This window comes from Streptomyces sp. NPDC085596, from assembly GCF_044541565.1.
Lineage (GTDB): Bacteria > Actinomycetota > Actinomycetes > Streptomycetales > Streptomycetaceae > Streptomyces.
The window spans coordinates 41,926-59,918 of record NZ_JBITTC010000005.1 but is presented as its reverse complement, the minus strand read 5'-3'; the positions used below and the strand labels follow the sequence as shown (position 1 = coordinate 59,918).

Sequence of the window (17,993 nt, the reverse complement as noted above, 5' to 3'; positions counted from 1 at the left end):
CGGGGAAGATCGGGAACCCCGGCGGGCTCCGCGACGTTGGAGCATTGGAAGACGGGCCGTGGTCCGTCCGGACCGCCGAGTGCGGCTGCGGACGTCGAGGCTGGGGTACCGTCAGAAGAACTGTCTTATCAAACTCACTGTGGCAGGAGGGACGGGGCGTCACCGCTCCGTATGGATGGACGTGAAGCGATACTTCCGTGGGCCGGTCATGTGGATCGTGCTGGCCGTCCTTGCCGTGGTCGTGTTGATGCAGGTCGTCGGCAATTCCGGCGGCTACAAGACGGTGGACACCGGCCAGGTCGTGGCGGCGATCAACGACAACAAGATCAAGTCGGCCAAGCTCACCACTGGTGACGAGCAGACCATCAAGGTCACGCTCAAGGACGGCGTCAAGGTCAAGGACAGCTCGAAGATCCAGGCGAGCTACATCGGCGACCAGGGTGTGGCACTCGCCCAGACCCTGCAGAACAAGTACCAGGACAAGCAGATCGCCGAGGGATACACCGTCTCTCCGGCGAAGCAGAGCCCGTTCGTCGGCGTGCTGCTCTCGCTGCTGCCCTTCGTCCTGATCGTGGTCGTGTTCCTGTTTCTGATGAATCAGATGCAGGGCGGTGGTTCCCGGGTCATGAACTTCGGCAAGTCCAAGGCGAAGCTCATCACCAAGGACACGCCGAAGACCACCTTCTCCGACGTCGCCGGCTGTGACGAGGCCGTCGAGGAGCTCCACGAGATCAAGGAGTTCCTCCAGGAGCCGGCCAAGTTCCAGGCTGTCGGCGCCAAGATCCCCAAGGGCGTGCTGCTGTACGGCCGCCCGGGTACGGGCAAGACCCTGCTCGCGCGCGCTGTCGCGGGTGAGGCCGGGGTGCCCTTCTACTCGATCTCCGGTTCCGACTTCGTCGAGATGTTCGTCGGTGTCGGTGCCTCCCGGGTCCGTGACCTGTTCGAGCAGGCCAAGGCGAACGCCCCGGCGATCGTCTTCGTCGACGAGATCGACGCGGTCGGCCGGCACCGTGGTGCCGGGCTCGGCGGCGGTCACGACGAGCGCGAGCAGACGCTGAACCAGCTGCTGGTCGAGATGGACGGCTTCGACGTGAAGGGCGGCGTCATCCTGATCGCCGCCACGAACCGGCCCGACATCCTCGACCCCGCCCTGCTGCGTCCCGGTCGGTTCGACCGGCAGATCGCGGTCGACCCGCCGGACCTCCAGGGCCGCCTGGAGATCCTCAAGGTCCACCAGAAGGGCAAGCCGGTCGCGCCCGACGTCGACCTGGCCGCCGTCGCCCGCCGGACCCCCGGCATGACCGGCGCCGACCTGGCCAACGTGCTCAACGAGGCGGCGCTGCTCACCGCGCGCGGCGATCAGAAGCTGGTCGACAACAAGGCGCTGGACGAGGCGATCGACCGTGTGGTCGCGGGCCCGCAGAAGCGGACCCGGATCATGTCGGACAAGGAAAAGAAGATCACCGCGTACCACGAGGGCGGTCACGCCCTGGTCGCGGCGGCCTCACCGAACTCCGACCCCGTCCACAAGATCACCATCCTGTCGCGGGGCCGCGCCCTGGGCTACACGATGGTGCTCCCGGACGAGGACAAGTACTCGACCACGCGCAACGAGATGCTCGACCAGCTCGCCTACATGCTGGGTGGACGCGCCGCCGAGGAACTGGTCTTCCACGACCCGACCACCGGCGCCGCCAACGACATCGAGAAGGCCACCAGCGTGGCCCGCGCGATGGTCACCCAGTACGGCATGACCGAGCGGCTCGGCGCCATCAAGTTCGGCGGCGACAACAGCGAGCCCTTCCTCGGCCGTGAGATGGGCCACCAGCGCGACTACTCGGAAGAGGTCGCCGGGCTGGTCGACGAAGAGGTCAAGAAGCTCATCGAGACCGCGCACAACGAGGCGTGGGAGATCCTGGTCGAGAACCGCGATGTGCTCGACAACCTGGTCCTGGCCCTCCTGGAGAAGGAGACCCTGGGCAAGGAGGAGATCGCCGAGATCTTCACGTCGATCCACAAGCGCCCGCCGCGTCCGGCCTGGACCGGCTCCTCGCGCCGTACGCCGTCCACCCGCCCGCCGGTGCTCTCCCCCAAGGAGCTGGCACTGACCAACGGTGCGAACGGCGTGACGCCCGCGATCAGCACGGTCAAGTCCACGACGACCGAGCACGGCCCGGTCACGGAGCAGACCCCCGAGGACCGTCCCGAGAGCTGACGCTCCCTCGGCCACCTGGCCGGAATGTATGCCGCGCCCCCCGGGTTCTAGCCTGGGGGGCGCGGCATTTCACCATGTCCGCGCGCTGGACGCACAGGAACGAGGCACCACATGACCGACCCCGTGACGCTGGCCGGAGACGGCACCATCGGCGAGTTCGACGAGAAACGCGCCGAGAACGCCGTCCGAGAGCTCCTCATAGCCGTCGGCGAGGACCCCGACCGCGAGGGCCTCCTGGAAACCCCGGCACGGGTGGCACGGGCTTACCGGGAGATCTTCTCCGGGCTCTGGCAGCAGCCGGAGGACGTGCTGACGACGACGTTCGACCTCGGTCACGACGAGATGGTCCTGGTGAAGGACATCGAGGTGTACAGCACCTGTGAGCACCATCTGGTCCCGTTCCGGGGCGTGGCGCACGTGGGCTACATCCCCTCGGTCTCGGGGAAGATCACCGGTCTGTCGAAGCTCGCGCGGCTGGTGGACGTGTACGCACGCCGCCCGCAGGTGCAGGAGCGTCTGACCACGCAGATCGCGGACTCACTGATGGAGATACTCGAACCGCGCGGCGTGATCGTCGTCATCGAGTGCGAGCACATGTGCATGTCCATGCGGGGCATCCGCAAGCCGGGCGCGAAGACGATCACCTCGGCGGTGCGCGGTCAGCTGCGGGACGCGACGACCCGCAACGAGGCGATGAGCCTCATCATGGCGCGCTGACCGCGTCTTCTTCGGCTATGGGGACCGACGGCCTTCAAGCCGCCGGTTCCGTGCCCGTGGGTGGGGTGTCGTCGTCCTCGGGGAGGCGGCAGATGCGTTCGAGGAGGATGGCGGCCGCTATGACGGCGAAGCCGGCCAGGACCGCGAAGCCGGCGTAGATGGCCTGGTCGCGGCGGGCGGGGATGTCGAGGAGCTCCAGCAGGAGGACGCCCGTGCCGCCGTAGACGCCGCTGACCAGGGCGGCGACCAGGGCGCTGGCGTGGCCGAAGACGACCGCGCGGGCGGCCATCATCGGGTCGACGCCCTTGGCGTCGGAGCGGCGCTCGCGCTGGGCCTTGAAGCGGGCGCGCAGGGAGAGCGCCGTGGCGAACAGGACCACGGCGATCAGGGCGAGCACGATGGGCGCGGCCACCGGTACGCCCGGCAGGGTCCCGAACGAGTTCCACAGTCGGGCGCCCGCCCAGGACAGGACTCCGGCAACGACGAACACGCCTGCCAGCACCCTGATGCGCAGTTGTTTCACGGTGTCCCTTCAGCTCCCCCCGGACCCGTGCGGGCCGTGGTCGTGTCGACCTTAACGACTACTCGGGCAGTCGGAGTTCCAGATCCGCGCGGGGCGCGACTCCCTCGCGGGTGACGGCCGACAGCAGCTGGGCCACCGCGCCCTGGCCGGGCAGCTCGGCGGCGGGGTCCACGTCGTGCCAGGGGGCGAGGACGAAGGCCCGCTGGTGGGCGCGCGGGTGGGGGAGGGTGAGCCGGGGGTCCTCGGAGGTGAGGCCGGCGTAGGAGACGATGTCGACGTCCAGGGTGCGCGGGCCCCACTGCTCGTCGCGGACCCGGTGGAACGCTTCCTCGACGGCCTGCGCCCGCTCCAGCAGGGAGGACGGGGGCAGGGTGGTCTTCAGGACCACGACCGCGTTGAGGTACGACGGCTGGCTGCCGGGGTCGACGCCCCACGGCTCGGTCTCGTACACCGGGGAGACGGCCTTGACGCGGACGCCCGGCGTGTCCTCCAGCGCGTCGACGGCGCCCTGGAGGGTCTCCAGGCGGTTGCCGAGGTTGGAGCCGAGGGAGAGCACGGCCCGCTGGGGGTTGTGCAGGGTGGAGTCGGCGTCGTCGACCTTCTGGACCACGGACGCGGGCACCGGCTGGACGGTCGGGTCGCTGTGACCCTTGGTGAAGGGGCGGGTCATGCTCGGCTCCGGAGGATGGTGACGGTCACGTCGTCGAAGGGGACGGTGATCGGGGCGTCCGGCTTGTGGACGCGGACCTCGATCTCCTGGACCCCCTCGTGCTTCAGGCAGGTCTGGGCGATCCGCTCGGCGAGGGTCTCGATGAGGTTGACCGGCTCGCCCTCGACCACGGCCACGGCCTCCTCGGCCACGATGCCGTAGTGCACGGTCTTCGTGAGGTCGTCGTCCGCCGCGGCGGGGCGGGTGTCCAGACCCAGGACGAGATCCACGATGAAGGTCTGGCCCTCCTCGCGTTCCTTGGGGAACACCCCGTGGTGCCCGCGGGCCTTCAGGCCCCGCAGCGCGACACGATCCACGCGAATCACTCCTGCAATCGTCGGGAACGGCCGGTCGCTGCCGCACTCGGACGGCACACCGGCCCTGGACGAATCTACCTGCGCGCACGGACACGGCCGGGCCACGGGGGTGTGGCCCGGCACCGGTACCGGGAGGGTTCACCGGGTGTTTGCCCAGGGGGAACCGGTCGTGCCGTCGACTGGTAGCCGCACTTACCCCGGCGAAGGTGATTCCAACCACGTTCCGGTGGTACGGCGCACGCCCGCGCGCCCCCCCGGCGGAGCCCCGGTCAGGCGAGCGTGCCGTCGTCGGGGCCGACGCCCTGGTCGCCGCCCTCGTCGTTCTCCTCGTCCTCGTCGGCCGTGGCGAGGACCGGGGAGGCGTGGTGGGACCACAGCTTCCAGCCCTCCGGGGTGCGCCGGAACACATTGGTGGCGACGACGAGCTGCCCGACCAGCGGCCCCAGCTCCTCGCCCTCCTCGGGCGCGGGCCCGCCGCTGAGGATGTTCTCGGTGCAGCTCACCAGCGCCGTGTTCCCGGTGACGGAGACATGCACGTCGGTGAGGAAGAACTGGATGTAGTCGGTGTTCGCCATGATCAGCGCGTACGACCTGAGGACCTCGCCGCGCCCGGTGAGCACCGGCCAGCCGGGGTGGACGCAGGAGACGACGCCGGTGTCGGCGGGGTCGTGGTACTCCTCGTCGACGCCCAGGTCGGCGGGGGCCAGCCAGAGCCCTGCCACCTCTTCGAAGTCGCCGCGCTCCATCGCCTCGTAGTAGGAGGTGTTCGCGGCCGACACCTCTTCGACATCGACGTCCGCGGCGCTCACCGGGCGTCCCCCGTGAGGGCCTCGGCTGTCGGGGGATCGGTGCGGGCGCCCTCTATCGCGCGGGCCACGCGTACCGCGTCCGCCGTGGCGCGGACCTCGTGGACGCGGACGGCCCAGGCGCCGGCCCGGGCGGCCAGGGCGGAGACGGCGGCGGTGGCGGCGTCGCGCTCGCGGGCGGGCGGGGCGGCGCCCTCGGGGCCGGCCAGGACGTGGCCGAGGAAACGTTTGCGGGAGGCGGCGACCAGAAGCGGGTGGCCCAGGGCGCGCAGCCGGTCGAGGTGGGCGAGGAGGGCCAGGTCGTGCCCGGCCTCCTTGGAGAAGCCGAGGCCGGGGTCGATGACGACGCGGTCCGGGGCGACGCCCGCCGCGAGCACGGCCTCCACGCGCGCGTGCAGCTCGTCGCAGACCTCGGTGACGACGTCCTCGTAGACGCCCCGGACGTTGCCGCCCTCCAGCAGGCCCCGCCAGTGCATCACCACGAAGGGGGCGCCGGTCCGGGCGACCACGGGCAGCATCCCGGGGTCGGCGAGGCCGCCGCTGACGTCGTTGACGAGGACGGCGCCCGCCGCGAGGGCCTCCTCGGCGACGCGGGCGCGCATGGTGTCCACGGAGACGGTGACGCCCTCGGCCGCGAGTCCGCGGACGACGGGGACCACGCGGCGCAGTTCCTCGGCCTCGTCGACGCGGGAGGCGCCGGGCCGGGTGGACTCGCCGCCGACGTCGACCAGGTCGGCGCCCTCGGCCGCGAGGTCGAGCCCGTGCTTGACGGCCGACGTGGTGTCGAACCAGCGGCCGCCGTCGGAGAAGGAGTCGGGGGTGACGTTGACGACGCCCATGACCGCGCAGCGGTCCCACGTCGGAAGACCCGCCACTTCGCCGCGCCCGCTGAGGTTCTTCATACGTTCAGCGTAGGCCCCGAGGGGCACGCCGAATGTGCGCGGGTCCGGACGGAAGGGCCCCTTCCGGACCGCCTCGGCAAGGCGGTCCGGGGCCTCGGGGCCGGTCCGCGCGAGGTGCGCGGGATTGGTCCGGCCGGGTCAGGCCGCCCGTACGCCGCTCTCGTGGGAGCCGTGCGCGCAGGGCCGGGCGGCGGCGCTCCGGCGGCGCCGCAGGAAGCGCGGCAGCGGCAGCGCGAGGTCGACGAAGCCCTCCGCCTGCATGGCGGCGAAGCCGATGCGGGGCAGGTCGGCGGAGGCGCGGTAGACCACGAAGCGGGGTTCCCAGCGGGGCTGGAACTTGGCGTTGAACTTGTACAGCGACTCGATCTGGAACCAGCGGGAGAGGAACACCAGCAGCCCCCGCCACGCCCGCAGCACCGGCCCGGCGCCGATCTTCTCGCCGCGCGCGAGGGCGGCGCGGAACATGGCGAAGTTGAGCGAGACCCGGGTGACGCCGAACTTCGGCGCGGCCTGGAGGGCGGCGACGATGAGGAGTTCGTTCATGCCGGGGTCGGCCAGGCGGTCGCGGCGCATCAGGTCGAGCGAGGCGCCGTCCTCGCCCCAGGGCACGAAGTGCAGGATCGCCTTGAGGTCGCCGTAGGGGCCCGCGGTCTCGTCCTGCTTGTGGGCGGTGGCGATCAGGCAGTCGCCGTCGGCGGGGTCGCCGATGCGGCCGAGCGCCATGGAGAAGCCGCGCTCGTTGTCGGTGCCGCGCCAGTCCTCGGCGGCCCGCTGGACCCGCTCCAGCTCGGCGCCGGAGAGGTCACGTACGCGCCGTACGCGGGTGTCGTAGCCGGCCCGCTCGATGCGCTTGACCATCTGGCGCACATTGCGCATCGCGCGTCCGGCGAGCGAGAAATCCGCCACGTCGACCACCGCCTCGTCGCCCAGCTCCAGGGCGTCGAGGCCGGTCTCGCGGGTCCACACCTCGCCGCCCGTCTCCGAGCAGCCCATGACGGCCGGGGTCCACGAGTGGGCCTTGGCCTCGTCCATGAAGCGCTCGATGGCGCCGGGCCATGCCTCCACGTCGCCGATGGGGTCGCCACTGGCGAGCATCACGCCGGAGACGACGCGGTAGGTGACGGCGGCCTTGCCGCTGGGGGAGAAGACGACGGCCTTGTCCCGGCGCAGCGCGAAGTGGCCGAGGGAGTCGCGGCGGCCGTGCCGGTCCAGCAGGGCGCGCAGCTTCGCCTCGTCCTCCTCGGTGAGGCGGGCGGCGGGGTGTTCGGGGCGGAAGGCGAGGTAGCTGGTGGTGACGGCGGTGAGCCAGCCGAGGGCGCCGAGGGAGAAGGCGACCGTCCAGGAGGTGCTGCCCTGGTAGTCGACGGGGCCCTCGAAGCCGAACAGGCCGTAGACGACATGGGTCAGCCGATCGGCCACGCTCGGGTCGCCGACGGTCCGCTCGGGGTGGACGCTGACGATGACCAGTCCGAGGACGAGGGAACCGGCGCTCATGAGGACGAAGTTGGCCAGGGCCCGCCAGCGGCTGCGCGGGTCGGGCAGCGCGCCGAACTCGGTGCGGTGGCGCAGCAGCGGTACCAGGAGCGCGATCGAGATGAGCACACCCAGCAGCGAGTGCCGGTACACGAACTCGGCGACCGCGCCGGCGGGCAGCAGCGCGACGGCGGCCCGCCAGGCGCGGCGCTTGCGGCGTTTGAGCCCGTGCGCGAGCAGAAGCAGCAGCACGCCCGCGCTGAGCGACAGGGCTGCCGCGAACGGCCCGAAGGAGCCGGGCAGCGCCTCGGCGAGGGCGTGCATACGGCTGTGACGGAAGCGCGGGAACACCCCCGCGGCGATGTCGAGCAGGCCGACGAGCGCGCACGCCCGGCCCATCAGGGTGGGGACGGCCTCGGGACGCGGGCCGCGCAGTATGCGCCGCGCCCGGTTCGAACCCCGCGGAACCCCGCCTGACAATTCCCCATCTATCCTGACAGACATCGCATCCCGTAGTTCTGCGAGAGACCTTGATACCCGGTGCCGATCGGGCATCCGGTGACATTGCGCCCTCTAGGACGGTGTCTTGGGGAGACAGGTTCCTCCCGCTCCGGAAAGTCGGGTCAAAGGTCCAGGAAAGCCTGGGGCAAATCCGTGCTGCGGCATGGGTGCCCGGGGCGGAAAGCGCAGGCAGGAACAGCCATGGGTCTCACGAGCAACTCACTTCTGGTGCTGGCGGTGGCGGTCGCCGTGGTGCTGTTCGGGGCCACGCTGTGGCTGTGGCCGCGTCTGGCCCGGCGGAGCTGGCGCGCCCTCGGCGGCCGGGTGGGCCTGCTGCTCGCCACCCAGTTGGCGCTCATCTGCTCCCTGGGGGTGGCCGCCAACCAGACCTTCGGCTTCTACGCGGGCTGGGACGACCTGCTCGGCCGGGAGACCGAACAGGGCGTCATCGTCGACCAGTCGGCCACCACCGGCGCGGGCGGCCCGCTCCAGGTGGTCTCCATCAAGTCCCCGCCGGGCGACAGCGGTTCGCGGGTCTCGGTGGCGGGTCAGGTCCAGAAGGTCGACATCGTCGGCCGGGTCTCCCGCATCGCCACCCCGGCCTACGTCTATCTGCCGCCGGAGTACTTCCAGCCCCGGTTCCGCACCCGTACGTTCCCGGTCTCGGTGGTGCTGACCGGCTACCCCGGCACCGCGCAGGCCCTCGTCACCAAGCTCAAGTACCCGGCCGTCGCGCGGGGCCTGGCCAAGGACGGGCGGGCGCAGCCGATGATCCTGGTGATGATGCGGCCCACCGTGGCGCCCCCGCGCGACACCGAGTGCGTGGACATCCCCCAGGGCCCGCAGACGGAGACCTTCTTCGCCAAGGACCTCCCCGAGGCCGTCCTCGCGCACTACCGGGCCGGCGCCCGTCCCGGAAGCTGGGGCATCATCGGCGACTCCACCGGCGGCTACTGCGCCCTGAAGCTCGCCATGCGCCACCCCGGCGTCTATGCGGCCGGTGCCGGCCTGTCGGCGTACTACACCGCGCCCGTCGACCCCACCACCGGCGACCTCTTCCACGGCGACCGCAGCCTGCGTGATCACGCCGATCTGCACTGGCTGCTCGCGCACGAGCCGGCGCCCGACACCTCCCTGCTGGTCACCAGCAGCAAGGTCGGCGAACACAACTACCGGGACACCCTCAGGTTCGTGAAGGAGGTGCGCGCCACCGGCCGGACCAGGATCTCCTCCATCATCCTCGACAGCGGCGGCCACAACTTCAACACCTGGCGGCGCGAGGTCCCGCCCGCCCTCCAGTGGCTCAGCGGGCAGCTCAGCGACCGTTGAGCGCGGGGTGCTGAAACCCCGTGAAGCCCTTGCTGTGGCCGGGTTTTTGCGCCTCGGGGGCCCATGAGGTGCCTACGCGCGGTAAGTTTCTGGCCATGCCACGTGGACGCCACCGCCATTCCCCGCCTCTGCACCGGCTGTTGCCTCCCTCCGCGATCGCCGGTGTCGCCGTCGTCTGCGCGCTGACCTCCTGGGTGGTCTCCGGCCTCGGCGTGCTGCGCGCGCTCGCCGCCCTCGCCGCCCTCACGGCGGTCGGCGGCGCGGCCGTGATGCGCCAGTGGGACGCGCAGGCGGGCAAGCAGGTCGCCGAGCTGACGCGCGCGCGGGTCAGCGACGAATGGCGGTACGACGAACGGGTCGCCGAACTGGAGACCGACCTGGAGGAGTCGCGCGAGCTGCGCGCCAAGCTGGAGGGGCGCCTGCGGGCCAAGCGCGCCGAACTGGCCGGGCTGCGCAACGAACACGCCTCCCTGCTGCGCCGGTACGCCACCGCGGAGACCGAGCGCGCCACCGCCCTGGAGGGGCGGCGGCTGCTGGAGATCGAGGCGGCCCCGGAATCCGGCACCCTCGCGCTGCCGCCCGCGCCGAGTGCGGAAACCGCAGAGGACACGGCGGACACGGCGGGCACGGACACCGCGGAGGAGGCCGTCGAGACTCCGGTGGCGGAGCCCGCGGCGGCCGTCCCGGCCGGGCGCGCGGAGCTGTTCCTGAAGGCCGCGACCGCGCTGGCGCGCCTGGAGGGGGCGGCCGGGGAACCGGAGACCGACGAGCCGGAGACCGACGAGCCGGAGACCGGCGAGAGCGTGACGGCCGGGCCGGCGGAGACCGAGGCGGAGGCCGTTGCCAAAGGAGCCCCGGACAGCGAGGGCACCGAGGCCGGCGACTCCACCGGGCCCGGCGACTCCACCGACTCCGCGCCCGCCGGGTTCACTGAGCCCGCTGAGCGACCCGAGGCGGACGCCGAGGGCCTGGGACCCGTGGACGCGGAAGGGGAAGTGACCGAGGCGCACACGACCCCGGACGAGACCGCCCCGGAGGAGGCGCAGGCGCACACCCCGGACCGGGAGACCACCAAAACGGCGGTCGTGCCCGCCCAGCCCACCGGGCAGCGCCCCGCCGGGCACTTCACCGTGCCGACCGCCGTCGCCGTCGTACCGGCCGCGCCCGCGCGGCGCCCGCTGGTCGAGGGCGGGTTCGACTTCTTCGGGACCCAGAAGGACACGTCGGAGGCGATGGACGTGCGCAACGAGGACCTGGCCGACGTGGTCGGGCAGGAGGCCATCGCGCTGCACAAGGCGGACGCCGGGTCCGGCTACAAGCCCGCCGGCGCGTACGACGTGGGCCAGGTCATCGACCTCACCGCGCACGACGAGACCGAGCACATCGACGTGGAGCGGCTGCGCAGCACGGCCTCCTGACCCGCGCGGCAGCCCGGCGAGATCGTTCTCGCACAATTGTGCAAACGCCGGTTTCCCCTGTCGCCGCAGGCGTAGGGGAGACTGGGACGCATGACTGCGACGGAGACCACGGTCGGGATCGGCGGCGCGGCCGAGAGCACCGACATGGTGCTCAACATCGGCCCCCAGCACCCCTCCACGCACGGCGTGCTCCGGCTGCGCCTGGTGCTGGACGGCGAGCGCGTCCAGCACGCCGAGCCGGTGATCGGCTATATGCACCGGGGCGCCGAGAAGCTCTTCGAGGCCCGTGACTACCGGCAGATCATCATGCTCGCCAACCGCCACGACTGGCTGTCGGCGTTCTCCAACGAGCTGGGCGTGGTCATCGCCGTCGAGCGCATGCTCGGCATGGAGGTCCCCGAGCGCGCGGTGTGGACCCGCACCCTGCTCGCCGAGCTGAACCGGGTGCTCAATCACCTGATGTTCCTCGGCTCCTACCCGCTGGAACTGGGCGGGATCACGCCGGTCTTCTACGCGTTCCGGGAGCGCGAGGTGCTCCAGAACGTGATGGAGGAGGTCTCCGGCGGCCGCATGCACTACATGTTCAACCGGGTCGGCGGCCTCAAGGAGGACCTCACCGACGGCTGGACCGGGCGCGCGCGGGACGCCGTCGCCGCCGTCCGCTCCCGCATGGACGTCTTCGACGACCTGGTGCTCGGCAACGAGATCTTCCGGGGGCGTACGCGGGGCGTGGGGGCGCTCACCCCGGAGGCCGTGCACGCGTACGGCGTGAGCGGGCCCATCGCGCGCGCCTCGGGCGTCGACTTCGACCTGCGCCGCGACGAGCCGTACCTCGCCTACGGGCAGCTCCAGGACACCCTGAAGGTCGTGACCCGGACCGAGGGCGACTGTCTGGCCCGCTTCGAGGTGCTGCTGGAGCAGACCCACAACGCCCTGGCCCTCGCGGACGCCTGTCTGGACCGGCTCGCCGAGCTGCCGCCCGGCCCGATCAACCAGCGGCTGCCCAAGGTGCTGAAGGCGCCCGAGGGACACACCTACGCCTGGACCGAGAACCCGCTCGGCATCAACGGCTACTACCTGGTCAGCAAGGGCGAGAAGACCCCGTACCGGCTGAAGCTGCGATCGGCGTCCTACAACAACATCCAGGTGCTGGGCGAGCTGCTGCCGGGGACGCTGGTGTCCGACATGGTGGCGATCCTGGGGTCGCTGTTCTTCGTGGTGGGCGACATCGACAAATAGCGCCAAGCGGCGACAAGTGGCTCACAGCGGCGCCTCGGGGAGGCCGGCCGGCTGGAGGAGCCAGCCGAAGTCGCCGAGGCCGCCCGGTGCGGTGAGTTCGGCGGCGGCACCGGCGCCCGCGAGAGCGCGGACGTAGGCGGCGGGGTCCGTGGTGGCGAGCGTGAGCGAGGGGCGTGCGCCGGTGAGGTCCAGCGCGCGCAGGGCCTCGCGCTGGGTGAGCAGGCGCGGGGTGCCGGAGCCGCTCCCGGCCGCCGCGCAGGCGTCCAGCGCGACATGCGCGGTGATGTCGCACGTCCCGTCGGGCACCGGTGTCGTCTCCCGGCCCTCCCGGAACCCGGTGAGCGTCCCGAAGGGCGGGCGGGTGCCGAGGGTGTGCGCGTAGTCCACGGCCACCGCGAGGCCCCGCTCCACCCGGCCCACGGCCGCCGCCCACGCCCGGTCCCTCGGCAGCCCGATCTCCGCCCGCAGCCCCTCCTCGCCGGCCAGCGGCCACCACCGGGCCAGCCAGTCCGCCTCCGCGCCCGTGACCGGCTCCCCGAGCCGCTCGGTGCCGTCCGGCGCGACCAGCACCAGCCGGGGCACCCCCGCGCGGTCCACCTCGGCCACGTCCACGGGCACGTTGTCCAGCCACTCGTTGGCGAACAGCAGCCCGGTGACCGCCCCGGGCACCTCGGCCCGCCACCCGATCCGCGCGTCCAGGCCCTCAGGACGGTCCGCGAGCTCCACCGCGCACGCGCGCGTACGGCCCGCCACCTCGGCAGGCAGCGCGGCCAGCACCCCCTGGACCAACTCCCCGCGCCCCGCGCCCAGATCGACGAAGTCCAGCACCGCCGGCCGCCCCAGGGCCACGTCGACCCGGCACAGCAGCCGGGCCACGGCGGCGGCGAACAGCGGCGAGGCGTGCACGGAGGTACGGAAGTGACCCGCGGGGCCCTCGGGACGCCGGTAGAAGCCGTCGGGCCCGTACAGCGCCCGCTCGGTCGCGTCCCGCCAGCCGCGCTCTGTTGTCTCCCGCACCGGGTCAGCCTAGGCGTACAGAGGACCGGGGTATCCACCTTGCGGCGTACGTGTGCCGGGCATGGATCGCCCCTTCGGCTGACCCGTGCGCACACCGGGTTTCCCTACGCTGATTACGTGCAGCGCCTCTATGACTTCCTCCGCCGCCACCCGACGTGGGTCGACTGCTTCTGGGCCGTCGTCCTGCTCGGGCTCTCCGGCGTGAGCGTGGTGAACGTGGACGGCACCCCGCACCACCACGGCTCCTTCGCCGCGGCCTGGACGATCTCCACCGTGCTGTGCGTGATCCTGGCCCTGCGCCGCCGGCTGCCGGAGCTGATGCTGGTCGCGGTGCTGGTCACGGGGCTGGCGCAGCTCATCCTGGACGTCGAGCCGCTCGTCGCCGACTTCACGATGCTGGTGATCACGTACACGGTCGCCGCGACCGGCGCCCTCTGGGCCTCCCGGCTGTCGCTCGCCACCAGCCTGGTCGCGGCGTCGCTGGCGCAGCTGCGCTGGCCTAACGAGCAGGTCAGCGGGCTCGGGCAGATCGCGCTCGCGGTGTTCCAGACGGTGCCGTTCGCGCTGGCCTGGGTGCTCGGCGACTCCATGCGCACCCGCCGCGCCTACTTCGCCCAGCTGGAGGAGCGCGCCGCCCGGCTGGAGAAGGAGCGCGAGGCGCAGGCCAAGGTCGCCGTCGCCGCCGAACGCGCCCGGATCGCCCGCGAACTGCACGACGTGGTCGCGCACAACGTCTCGGTGATGGTGGTGCAGGCCGACGGCGCCGCCTACGTCCTCGACGCCGCCCCCGACCAGGCACGCCAGGCCCTGGAGACGATCTCCTCCACCGGCCGCCAGGCGCTGGCCGAGATGCGCCGCCTGCTGGGCGTGCTGCGCACCGGCGAGCACCAGGAGAGCGGGGAGTACGTCCCGCAGCCCGACGTGGAGCAGATCGACGACCTGATCGAGCAGTGCCGCGACTCCGGGCTGCCCGTGGACTTCAAGATCGAGGGCACCCCGCGCCCGCTGCCCAGCGGGGTCGAGCTGACCGCGTACCGGATCGTGCAGGAGGCGCTCACCAACACCCGCAAGCACGGCGGGCCCGAGGCGGGCGCGAGCGTGCGGCTGGTGTACTTCGACGACGGGCTCGGCCTGCTGGTCGAGGACGACGGCAAGGGCGCCCCGCACGAGCTGTACGAGGAGGGCGGCGCGGACGGCCAGGGGCACGGCCTGATCGGCATGCGGGAGCGGATCGGCATGGTCGGCGGCACCCTGGACGCCGGGCCGCGTCCGGGCGGAGGCTTCCGCATCAGCGCGCTGCTCCCGCTGAAACCGGCGCACTGACACCTGTCACGTACGCCCCCCGCACCGCACACCAGCAGAAGGACACGGAAGAGGACCCCGATGGCGATCCGCGTGATGCTCGTCGACGATCAGGTGCTGCTGCGCACCGGTTTCCGGATGGTGCTCGCCGCCCAGCCGGACATGGAGGTCGTCGCGGAGGCGGGCGACGGGGTGGAGGCGCTCCAGGTGCTGCGCACCACCCCCGTCGACGTGGTCCTGATGGACGTGCGCATGCCCAAGCTGGACGGGGTGGAGACGACCCGGCGCATCTGCGCGGAGCCCGAGCCGCCCAAGGTGCTCATCCTGACCACGTTCGACCTGGACGAGTACGCGTTCTCCGGGCTGAAGGCGGGCGCCTCCGGCTTCATGCTCAAGGACGTGCCGCCCGGCGAGCTGCTCAGCGCGATCCGCGCGGTGCACAGCGGGGACGCGGTCGTCGCCCCCTCCACCACGCGCCGGCTGCTCGACCGGTTCGCCCCGATGCTGCCCTCGGCCGTGAAGGAGCCCCGGCACGCGGAGCTGACCCGGCTCACCGAGCGCGAGCGCGAGGTCATGATCCTGGTCGCCCAGGGCCTCTCCAACGGCGAGATCGCCGCCCGCCTGGTCCTCTCCGAGGCCACGGTGAAGACCCATGTGGGCCGCATCCTCACCAAGCTGGGCCTGCGCGACCGCGTCCAGGTGGTCGTCCTCGCCTACGAGACCGGGCTGGTCCGCGCGGGCGGCCACCCCTGAGCCCTGGCCGGGTTCAGCGCAGTACGCCCTCGATGAAGTCGCTGCCCAGGCGGGACACGGCGGCCAGGTCCAGCTGGTGCTGGACGTACCGGCCGTGCCGGCAGCTGGTGATCAGGCCCGCCTTCTTCAGCACGGCCAGGTGCCGGGATATCTCCGGCGCCGACATGCCGTGCGCGTCGGCCAGCTCGCTCGTGCTGTGCGGGGCGCGGGCCAGATGGCGGCACAGGCGCAGCCGCGTCGGGTGGGCGAGGGCCTCCATGCGGAGGGTGAGCTGCTCGACGGTCGGCGCCTTGGGGCGGGTGGCCTTGGCGGGGTAGGTGATCACGGGCTGCCAGCCGTACCGGTGCAGCACCATCACATGCGGCCAGCCGAGGCTGGTCGGCACCAGGACCAGGCCGCCGTCGGCGGTGGTGCCCCGGCCGACCAGGAGCTTGTCGATGGTGATGAGCGCGGCCTGCTCGTCCAGCGACACCGCGCCGGAGAGCGAGGCGAGAGCTTCGGCGGGCCCTTTGTGGCGCAGCAGTTCGGTCTTGTGCCGGGCGTCGGCGGCCAGTTGGGGCTGGAGCCGGGCCCAGGTGTCGGCGAAGAACGCCTGGTCGCAGTCGAGCACCAGCTGCCGGAACCAGGCACGGACCGCGGGCGGGTCCTCCAACAGCCGCCGGGCGAACCGCTCCTGGACGACACCCCGCGCGGCGGCCAGGTCCAGGGCGCGACGGCGCAGCTCCGGGTCCCCCAGCGGGCCGGTGCTCTGCTGGGAGTAGTGGGAGTGGCAGGTGAACTCCAGCGCTGCGTCGACGAACTGTTCGTCCGTCAGTTTGTCGAGCAGGTCGAGTTCCTCGGCGAGCGTCCCGCCCGGCAGCCCGCGCCGGCCGGGGAGTCCGGCGAACGGGGCGAACACGTCCGAGAACGTCGTACGCCACAGGAAGTCCGCCTCGCACAGCCGGTCCGCCAGGCACGGGTCCAGCCGGCTGGAGACGGCGGTCACCCAGCCCTGGAGCTCCGGGTGGTGGCCGGGTTCGCTGAGCGCGTGCAGGGCCATCCCCAGCTCCGCCAGCGGTGAGGGCACCACGGAGATGCGCTCCGCCGGGAGCCCCTTGATGTCGATGGTCACGCTCATGTCCCCATGGTGCCCCCCACCACCGACAACGCCCCCTGGATTGACGGCTGCCGTCAATCCAGGAGACGTCCGGCGGGGGCCGGGAGCAGGGTTGAGGCCACCGGGGCAGCCGCGGAGCCCGATCGGTCAGCGATCAGTTCACGTCCCGAGAAGGCGGACCGCCATGAGCCTCACCCAGCAGTACCTGTTCGACACCTACCGAGCCCGCCGGAACGGCGAGCCCGAGCCGCCCGAGCCCGGCGCCGGCACCCTCGGCCTGCTGCGCGCCCCGCGCGACCGGCGCCGCTTCCGCGCGGTCCTCGCGGGACGCCCGGCGACCGGCCGCCTCAGGGGCATCCTGGCCCGCCGGACGCCGTGACCGGGCTGCGTCTCAGCCCAGCCGCCCGGCGAAGTCCACGGCCGCGTCCCGCACGTCCCGCGCGGTCCACTCCAGCCCCGCCGCGCGTACGCCGGTCTCCGTGACGGCGAGGCCGGGGCCGCGGGAGTCCCAGGCGTCGGCGAACAGCAGCGTGCCGGTCTCCTCGGCCTGCCGTACCGCCGCCTCCGCCAGCACCTCGGGCTCGAACGGCAGCCAGACCTGGAAGTCGTGGGTGTGCGGCACCTCGGGGTGCACCCGCGCCCACGGCAGCCCCGCCGCGGCGAACCCCTCGCGCAGCGCGGCGGCGACCACGCGCGCGTGCCGTACGTACTCGGGCAGCCTCGGCAGCTCCCGCTCCAGGCCGGCGAGCGCCGACAGCGCGGTCGGGAACTGCTGGAAGACCATGCCGCCGTACCGGTGCCGCCAGGCGCGCGCCTCCTCGGCGAGGCTCGCGGGGCAGGCGAGCGCGGCGCCGCCCAGGCCGCCGAGGGACTTGTAGAACGACACGTAGACGCTGTCGGCCAGCGCCGCGATCTCGTCCAGCGGGCGGCCGAAGTGCTCGGTGGCCTCCCAGAGGCGGGCGCCGTCGAAGTGCACCACCGCCTCGCGGTCCCGCGCGGCCTCGACGGCCTCGGTCAGTTCCTCCCAGGACGGCAGCAGGAACCCGGCGTCGCGCAGCGGGAGTTCCAGCATGAGCGCGCCGAAGGGCTCGTCCAGGTCGCGTACCTCGGCGGCCGTCACCGGGCGGGACTCATGGCTCACGATGACTGGGCGCAACCCGCTGACCTGGCTGAACGCATGGCGTTCATGCACCTCGGGGTGGGACAGGGCGTGCAGGGCGACCGCGGGGTTCCCGGTCCGGGCGGCCCAGCAGCGCAGGGCCACCTGCTGGGCCATCGTGCCGGTCGGGAAGAACACGGCGGCCTCGGTGCCGAGCAGGCCGGCGACGCGGCGCTCCAGGGCGGCCACCACGCCGTCGCCGTAGAAGTCGGTGGGTTCGTCCAGGTCGTACACCTCGGGCGCCGCCTCCGTCAGCGCCGTCAGGCTTTCGCGGAGCGTGCCGCGCCGGCCCCCGCGCGAGAGCACGCGTGGCGCGCTGCGTACGGCGGCCCGGCGCCGCTCCCGTATCGAAGGCCGCTGCTGTCCGTCCTCGGTCGTGTCGCTCATGCGGGGGATCATGCCGCGCCGGGCCGCGCGCGGGCATCCGGTTTCCGCGCGGGCCGGTGTGATGGCCCACAGCCTGTGGACAACCGGGGCGGTGGCGCCGGATAGCGTTAACATGACGAGAAATCGTCCG

General features: G+C 72.4%; 17 protein-coding genes. 8 read left to right on the top strand and 9 right to left on the bottom strand.

The window, feature by feature from the left end; genetic code table 11:
• Positions 1 to 175 precede the first annotated feature (175 nt).
• The gene (gene ftsH, locus ACIGA3_RS16365; RefSeq protein ID WP_399715611.1) at positions 176 to 2,215 is read left to right on the top strand and encodes an ATP-dependent zinc metalloprotease FtsH; all 2,040 of its coding nucleotides are present in this window, start codon (positions 176 to 178) and stop codon (positions 2,213 to 2,215) included.
• Positions 2,216 to 2,326: 111 nt separating this feature from the next.
• Positions 2,327 to 2,932 carry a GTP cyclohydrolase I FolE gene (folE, locus tag ACIGA3_RS16360; protein WP_399715608.1) on the top strand — a complete coding sequence of 202 codons (606 nt, stop codon included), beginning with the start codon at positions 2,327 to 2,329 and terminating at the stop codon, positions 2,930 to 2,932.
• A 34-nt stretch (positions 2,933 to 2,966) separates the two neighbouring features.
• On the opposite strand, the gene ACIGA3_RS16355 is transcribed toward folE, so the two are convergent.
• The 6 genes from ACIGA3_RS16355 to ACIGA3_RS16330 all read right to left on the bottom strand — a co-directional run bounded on the left by ACIGA3_RS16355 (position 2,967) and on the right by ACIGA3_RS16330 (position 8,142).
• Entirely contained in the window at positions 2,967 to 3,455 is a 489-nt protein-coding gene (locus ACIGA3_RS16355; RefSeq protein ID WP_399715605.1) for a DUF3180 domain-containing protein, read from the bottom strand.
• 58 nt (positions 3,456 to 3,513) lie between these two features.
• On the bottom strand, positions 3,514 to 4,125 hold the full coding sequence (gene folK / locus ACIGA3_RS16350; RefSeq protein ID WP_399715602.1) for a 2-amino-4-hydroxy-6-hydroxymethyldihydropteridine diphosphokinase: 612 nt from the start codon (positions 4,123 to 4,125) through the stop codon (positions 3,514 to 3,516).
• Positions 4,122 to 4,481, bottom strand: a complete 360-nt coding sequence (gene folB / locus ACIGA3_RS16345; protein WP_350754840.1) for a dihydroneopterin aldolase — start codon at positions 4,479 to 4,481, stop codon at positions 4,122 to 4,124. Before folB ends, folK begins: the two co-directional genes overlap by 4 nt.
• 269 nt (positions 4,482 to 4,750) lie before the next feature.
• Entirely contained in the window at positions 4,751 to 5,290 is a 540-nt protein-coding gene (locus tag ACIGA3_RS16340; protein ID WP_399715597.1) for a nuclear transport factor 2 family protein, read from the bottom strand.
• Entirely contained in the window at positions 5,287 to 6,189 is a 903-nt protein-coding gene (gene folP, locus ACIGA3_RS16335) for a dihydropteroate synthase (RefSeq protein WP_399715595.1), read from the bottom strand. Before folP ends, ACIGA3_RS16340 begins: the two co-directional genes overlap by 4 nt.
• 138 nt (positions 6,190 to 6,327) lie before the next feature.
• A complete protein-coding gene (locus ACIGA3_RS16330; protein WP_399715592.1) occupies positions 6,328 to 8,142 on the bottom strand; it encodes a phosphatidylglycerol lysyltransferase domain-containing protein in 1,815 nt (604 codons plus the stop codon).
• Positions 8,143 to 8,364: 222 nt separating this feature from the next.
• On the opposite strand from ACIGA3_RS16330, the gene ACIGA3_RS16325 reads away from it, so the two are divergent.
• The 3 genes from ACIGA3_RS16325 (at position 8,365) to ACIGA3_RS16315 (ending at position 12,149) form a co-directional block, all read left to right on the top strand.
• On the top strand, positions 8,365 to 9,492 hold the full coding sequence (locus ACIGA3_RS16325) for an alpha/beta hydrolase (protein WP_399715589.1): 1,128 nt from the start codon (positions 8,365 to 8,367) through the stop codon (positions 9,490 to 9,492).
• A gap of 95 nt (positions 9,493 to 9,587) precedes the next feature.
• Complete coding sequence (locus ACIGA3_RS16320) at positions 9,588 to 10,910, top strand: hypothetical protein (RefSeq protein ID WP_399715586.1); 1,323 nt, start codon at positions 9,588 to 9,590, stop codon at positions 10,908 to 10,910.
• A 90-nt stretch (positions 10,911 to 11,000) separates the two neighbouring features.
• The gene (locus ACIGA3_RS16315; protein WP_399715583.1) at positions 11,001 to 12,149 is read left to right on the top strand and encodes an NADH-quinone oxidoreductase subunit D; all 1,149 of its coding nucleotides are present in this window, start codon (positions 11,001 to 11,003) and stop codon (positions 12,147 to 12,149) included.
• 21 nt (positions 12,150 to 12,170) lie between these two features.
• Here ACIGA3_RS16315 and ACIGA3_RS16310 read toward each other — a convergent pair whose 3' ends face one another.
• Positions 12,171 to 13,166, bottom strand: a complete 996-nt coding sequence (locus ACIGA3_RS16310) for an SAM-dependent methyltransferase (RefSeq protein WP_399715580.1) — start codon at positions 13,164 to 13,166, stop codon at positions 12,171 to 12,173.
• 117 nt (positions 13,167 to 13,283) lie between these two features.
• Here ACIGA3_RS16310 and ACIGA3_RS16305 point away from each other — a divergent pair, with 117 nt between their 5' ends.
• Together ACIGA3_RS16305 and ACIGA3_RS16300 are read left to right on the top strand one after the other, a co-directional pair.
• Positions 13,284 to 14,489, top strand: coding sequence for a sensor histidine kinase (locus tag ACIGA3_RS16305; protein WP_399715578.1), 1,206 nt, complete (start codon positions 13,284 to 13,286; stop codon positions 14,487 to 14,489).
• 60 nt (positions 14,490 to 14,549) lie between these two features.
• Positions 14,550 to 15,221, top strand: coding sequence for a response regulator (locus ACIGA3_RS16300; RefSeq protein WP_399715575.1), 672 nt, complete (start codon positions 14,550 to 14,552; stop codon positions 15,219 to 15,221).
• Positions 15,222 to 15,234: 13 nt separating this feature from the next.
• On the opposite strand, the gene ACIGA3_RS16295 is transcribed toward ACIGA3_RS16300, so the two are convergent.
• Positions 15,235 to 16,338 carry a DUF5937 family protein gene (locus ACIGA3_RS16295; RefSeq protein ID WP_399715573.1) on the bottom strand — a complete coding sequence of 368 codons (1,104 nt, stop codon included), beginning with the start codon at positions 16,336 to 16,338 and terminating at the stop codon, positions 15,235 to 15,237.
• A 163-nt stretch (positions 16,339 to 16,501) separates the two neighbouring features.
• Here ACIGA3_RS16295 and ACIGA3_RS16290 point away from each other — a divergent pair, with 163 nt between their 5' ends.
• On the top strand, positions 16,502 to 16,696 hold the full coding sequence (locus ACIGA3_RS16290; protein WP_399715570.1) for a hypothetical protein: 195 nt from the start codon (positions 16,502 to 16,504) through the stop codon (positions 16,694 to 16,696).
• Positions 16,697 to 16,708: 12 nt separating this feature from the next.
• On the opposite strand, the gene ACIGA3_RS16285 is transcribed toward ACIGA3_RS16290, so the two are convergent.
• Entirely contained in the window at positions 16,709 to 17,863 is a 1,155-nt protein-coding gene (locus tag ACIGA3_RS16285) for a threonine aldolase family protein (RefSeq protein ID WP_399715567.1), read from the bottom strand.
• Between the last annotated feature and the right edge of the window lie 130 nt (positions 17,864 to 17,993).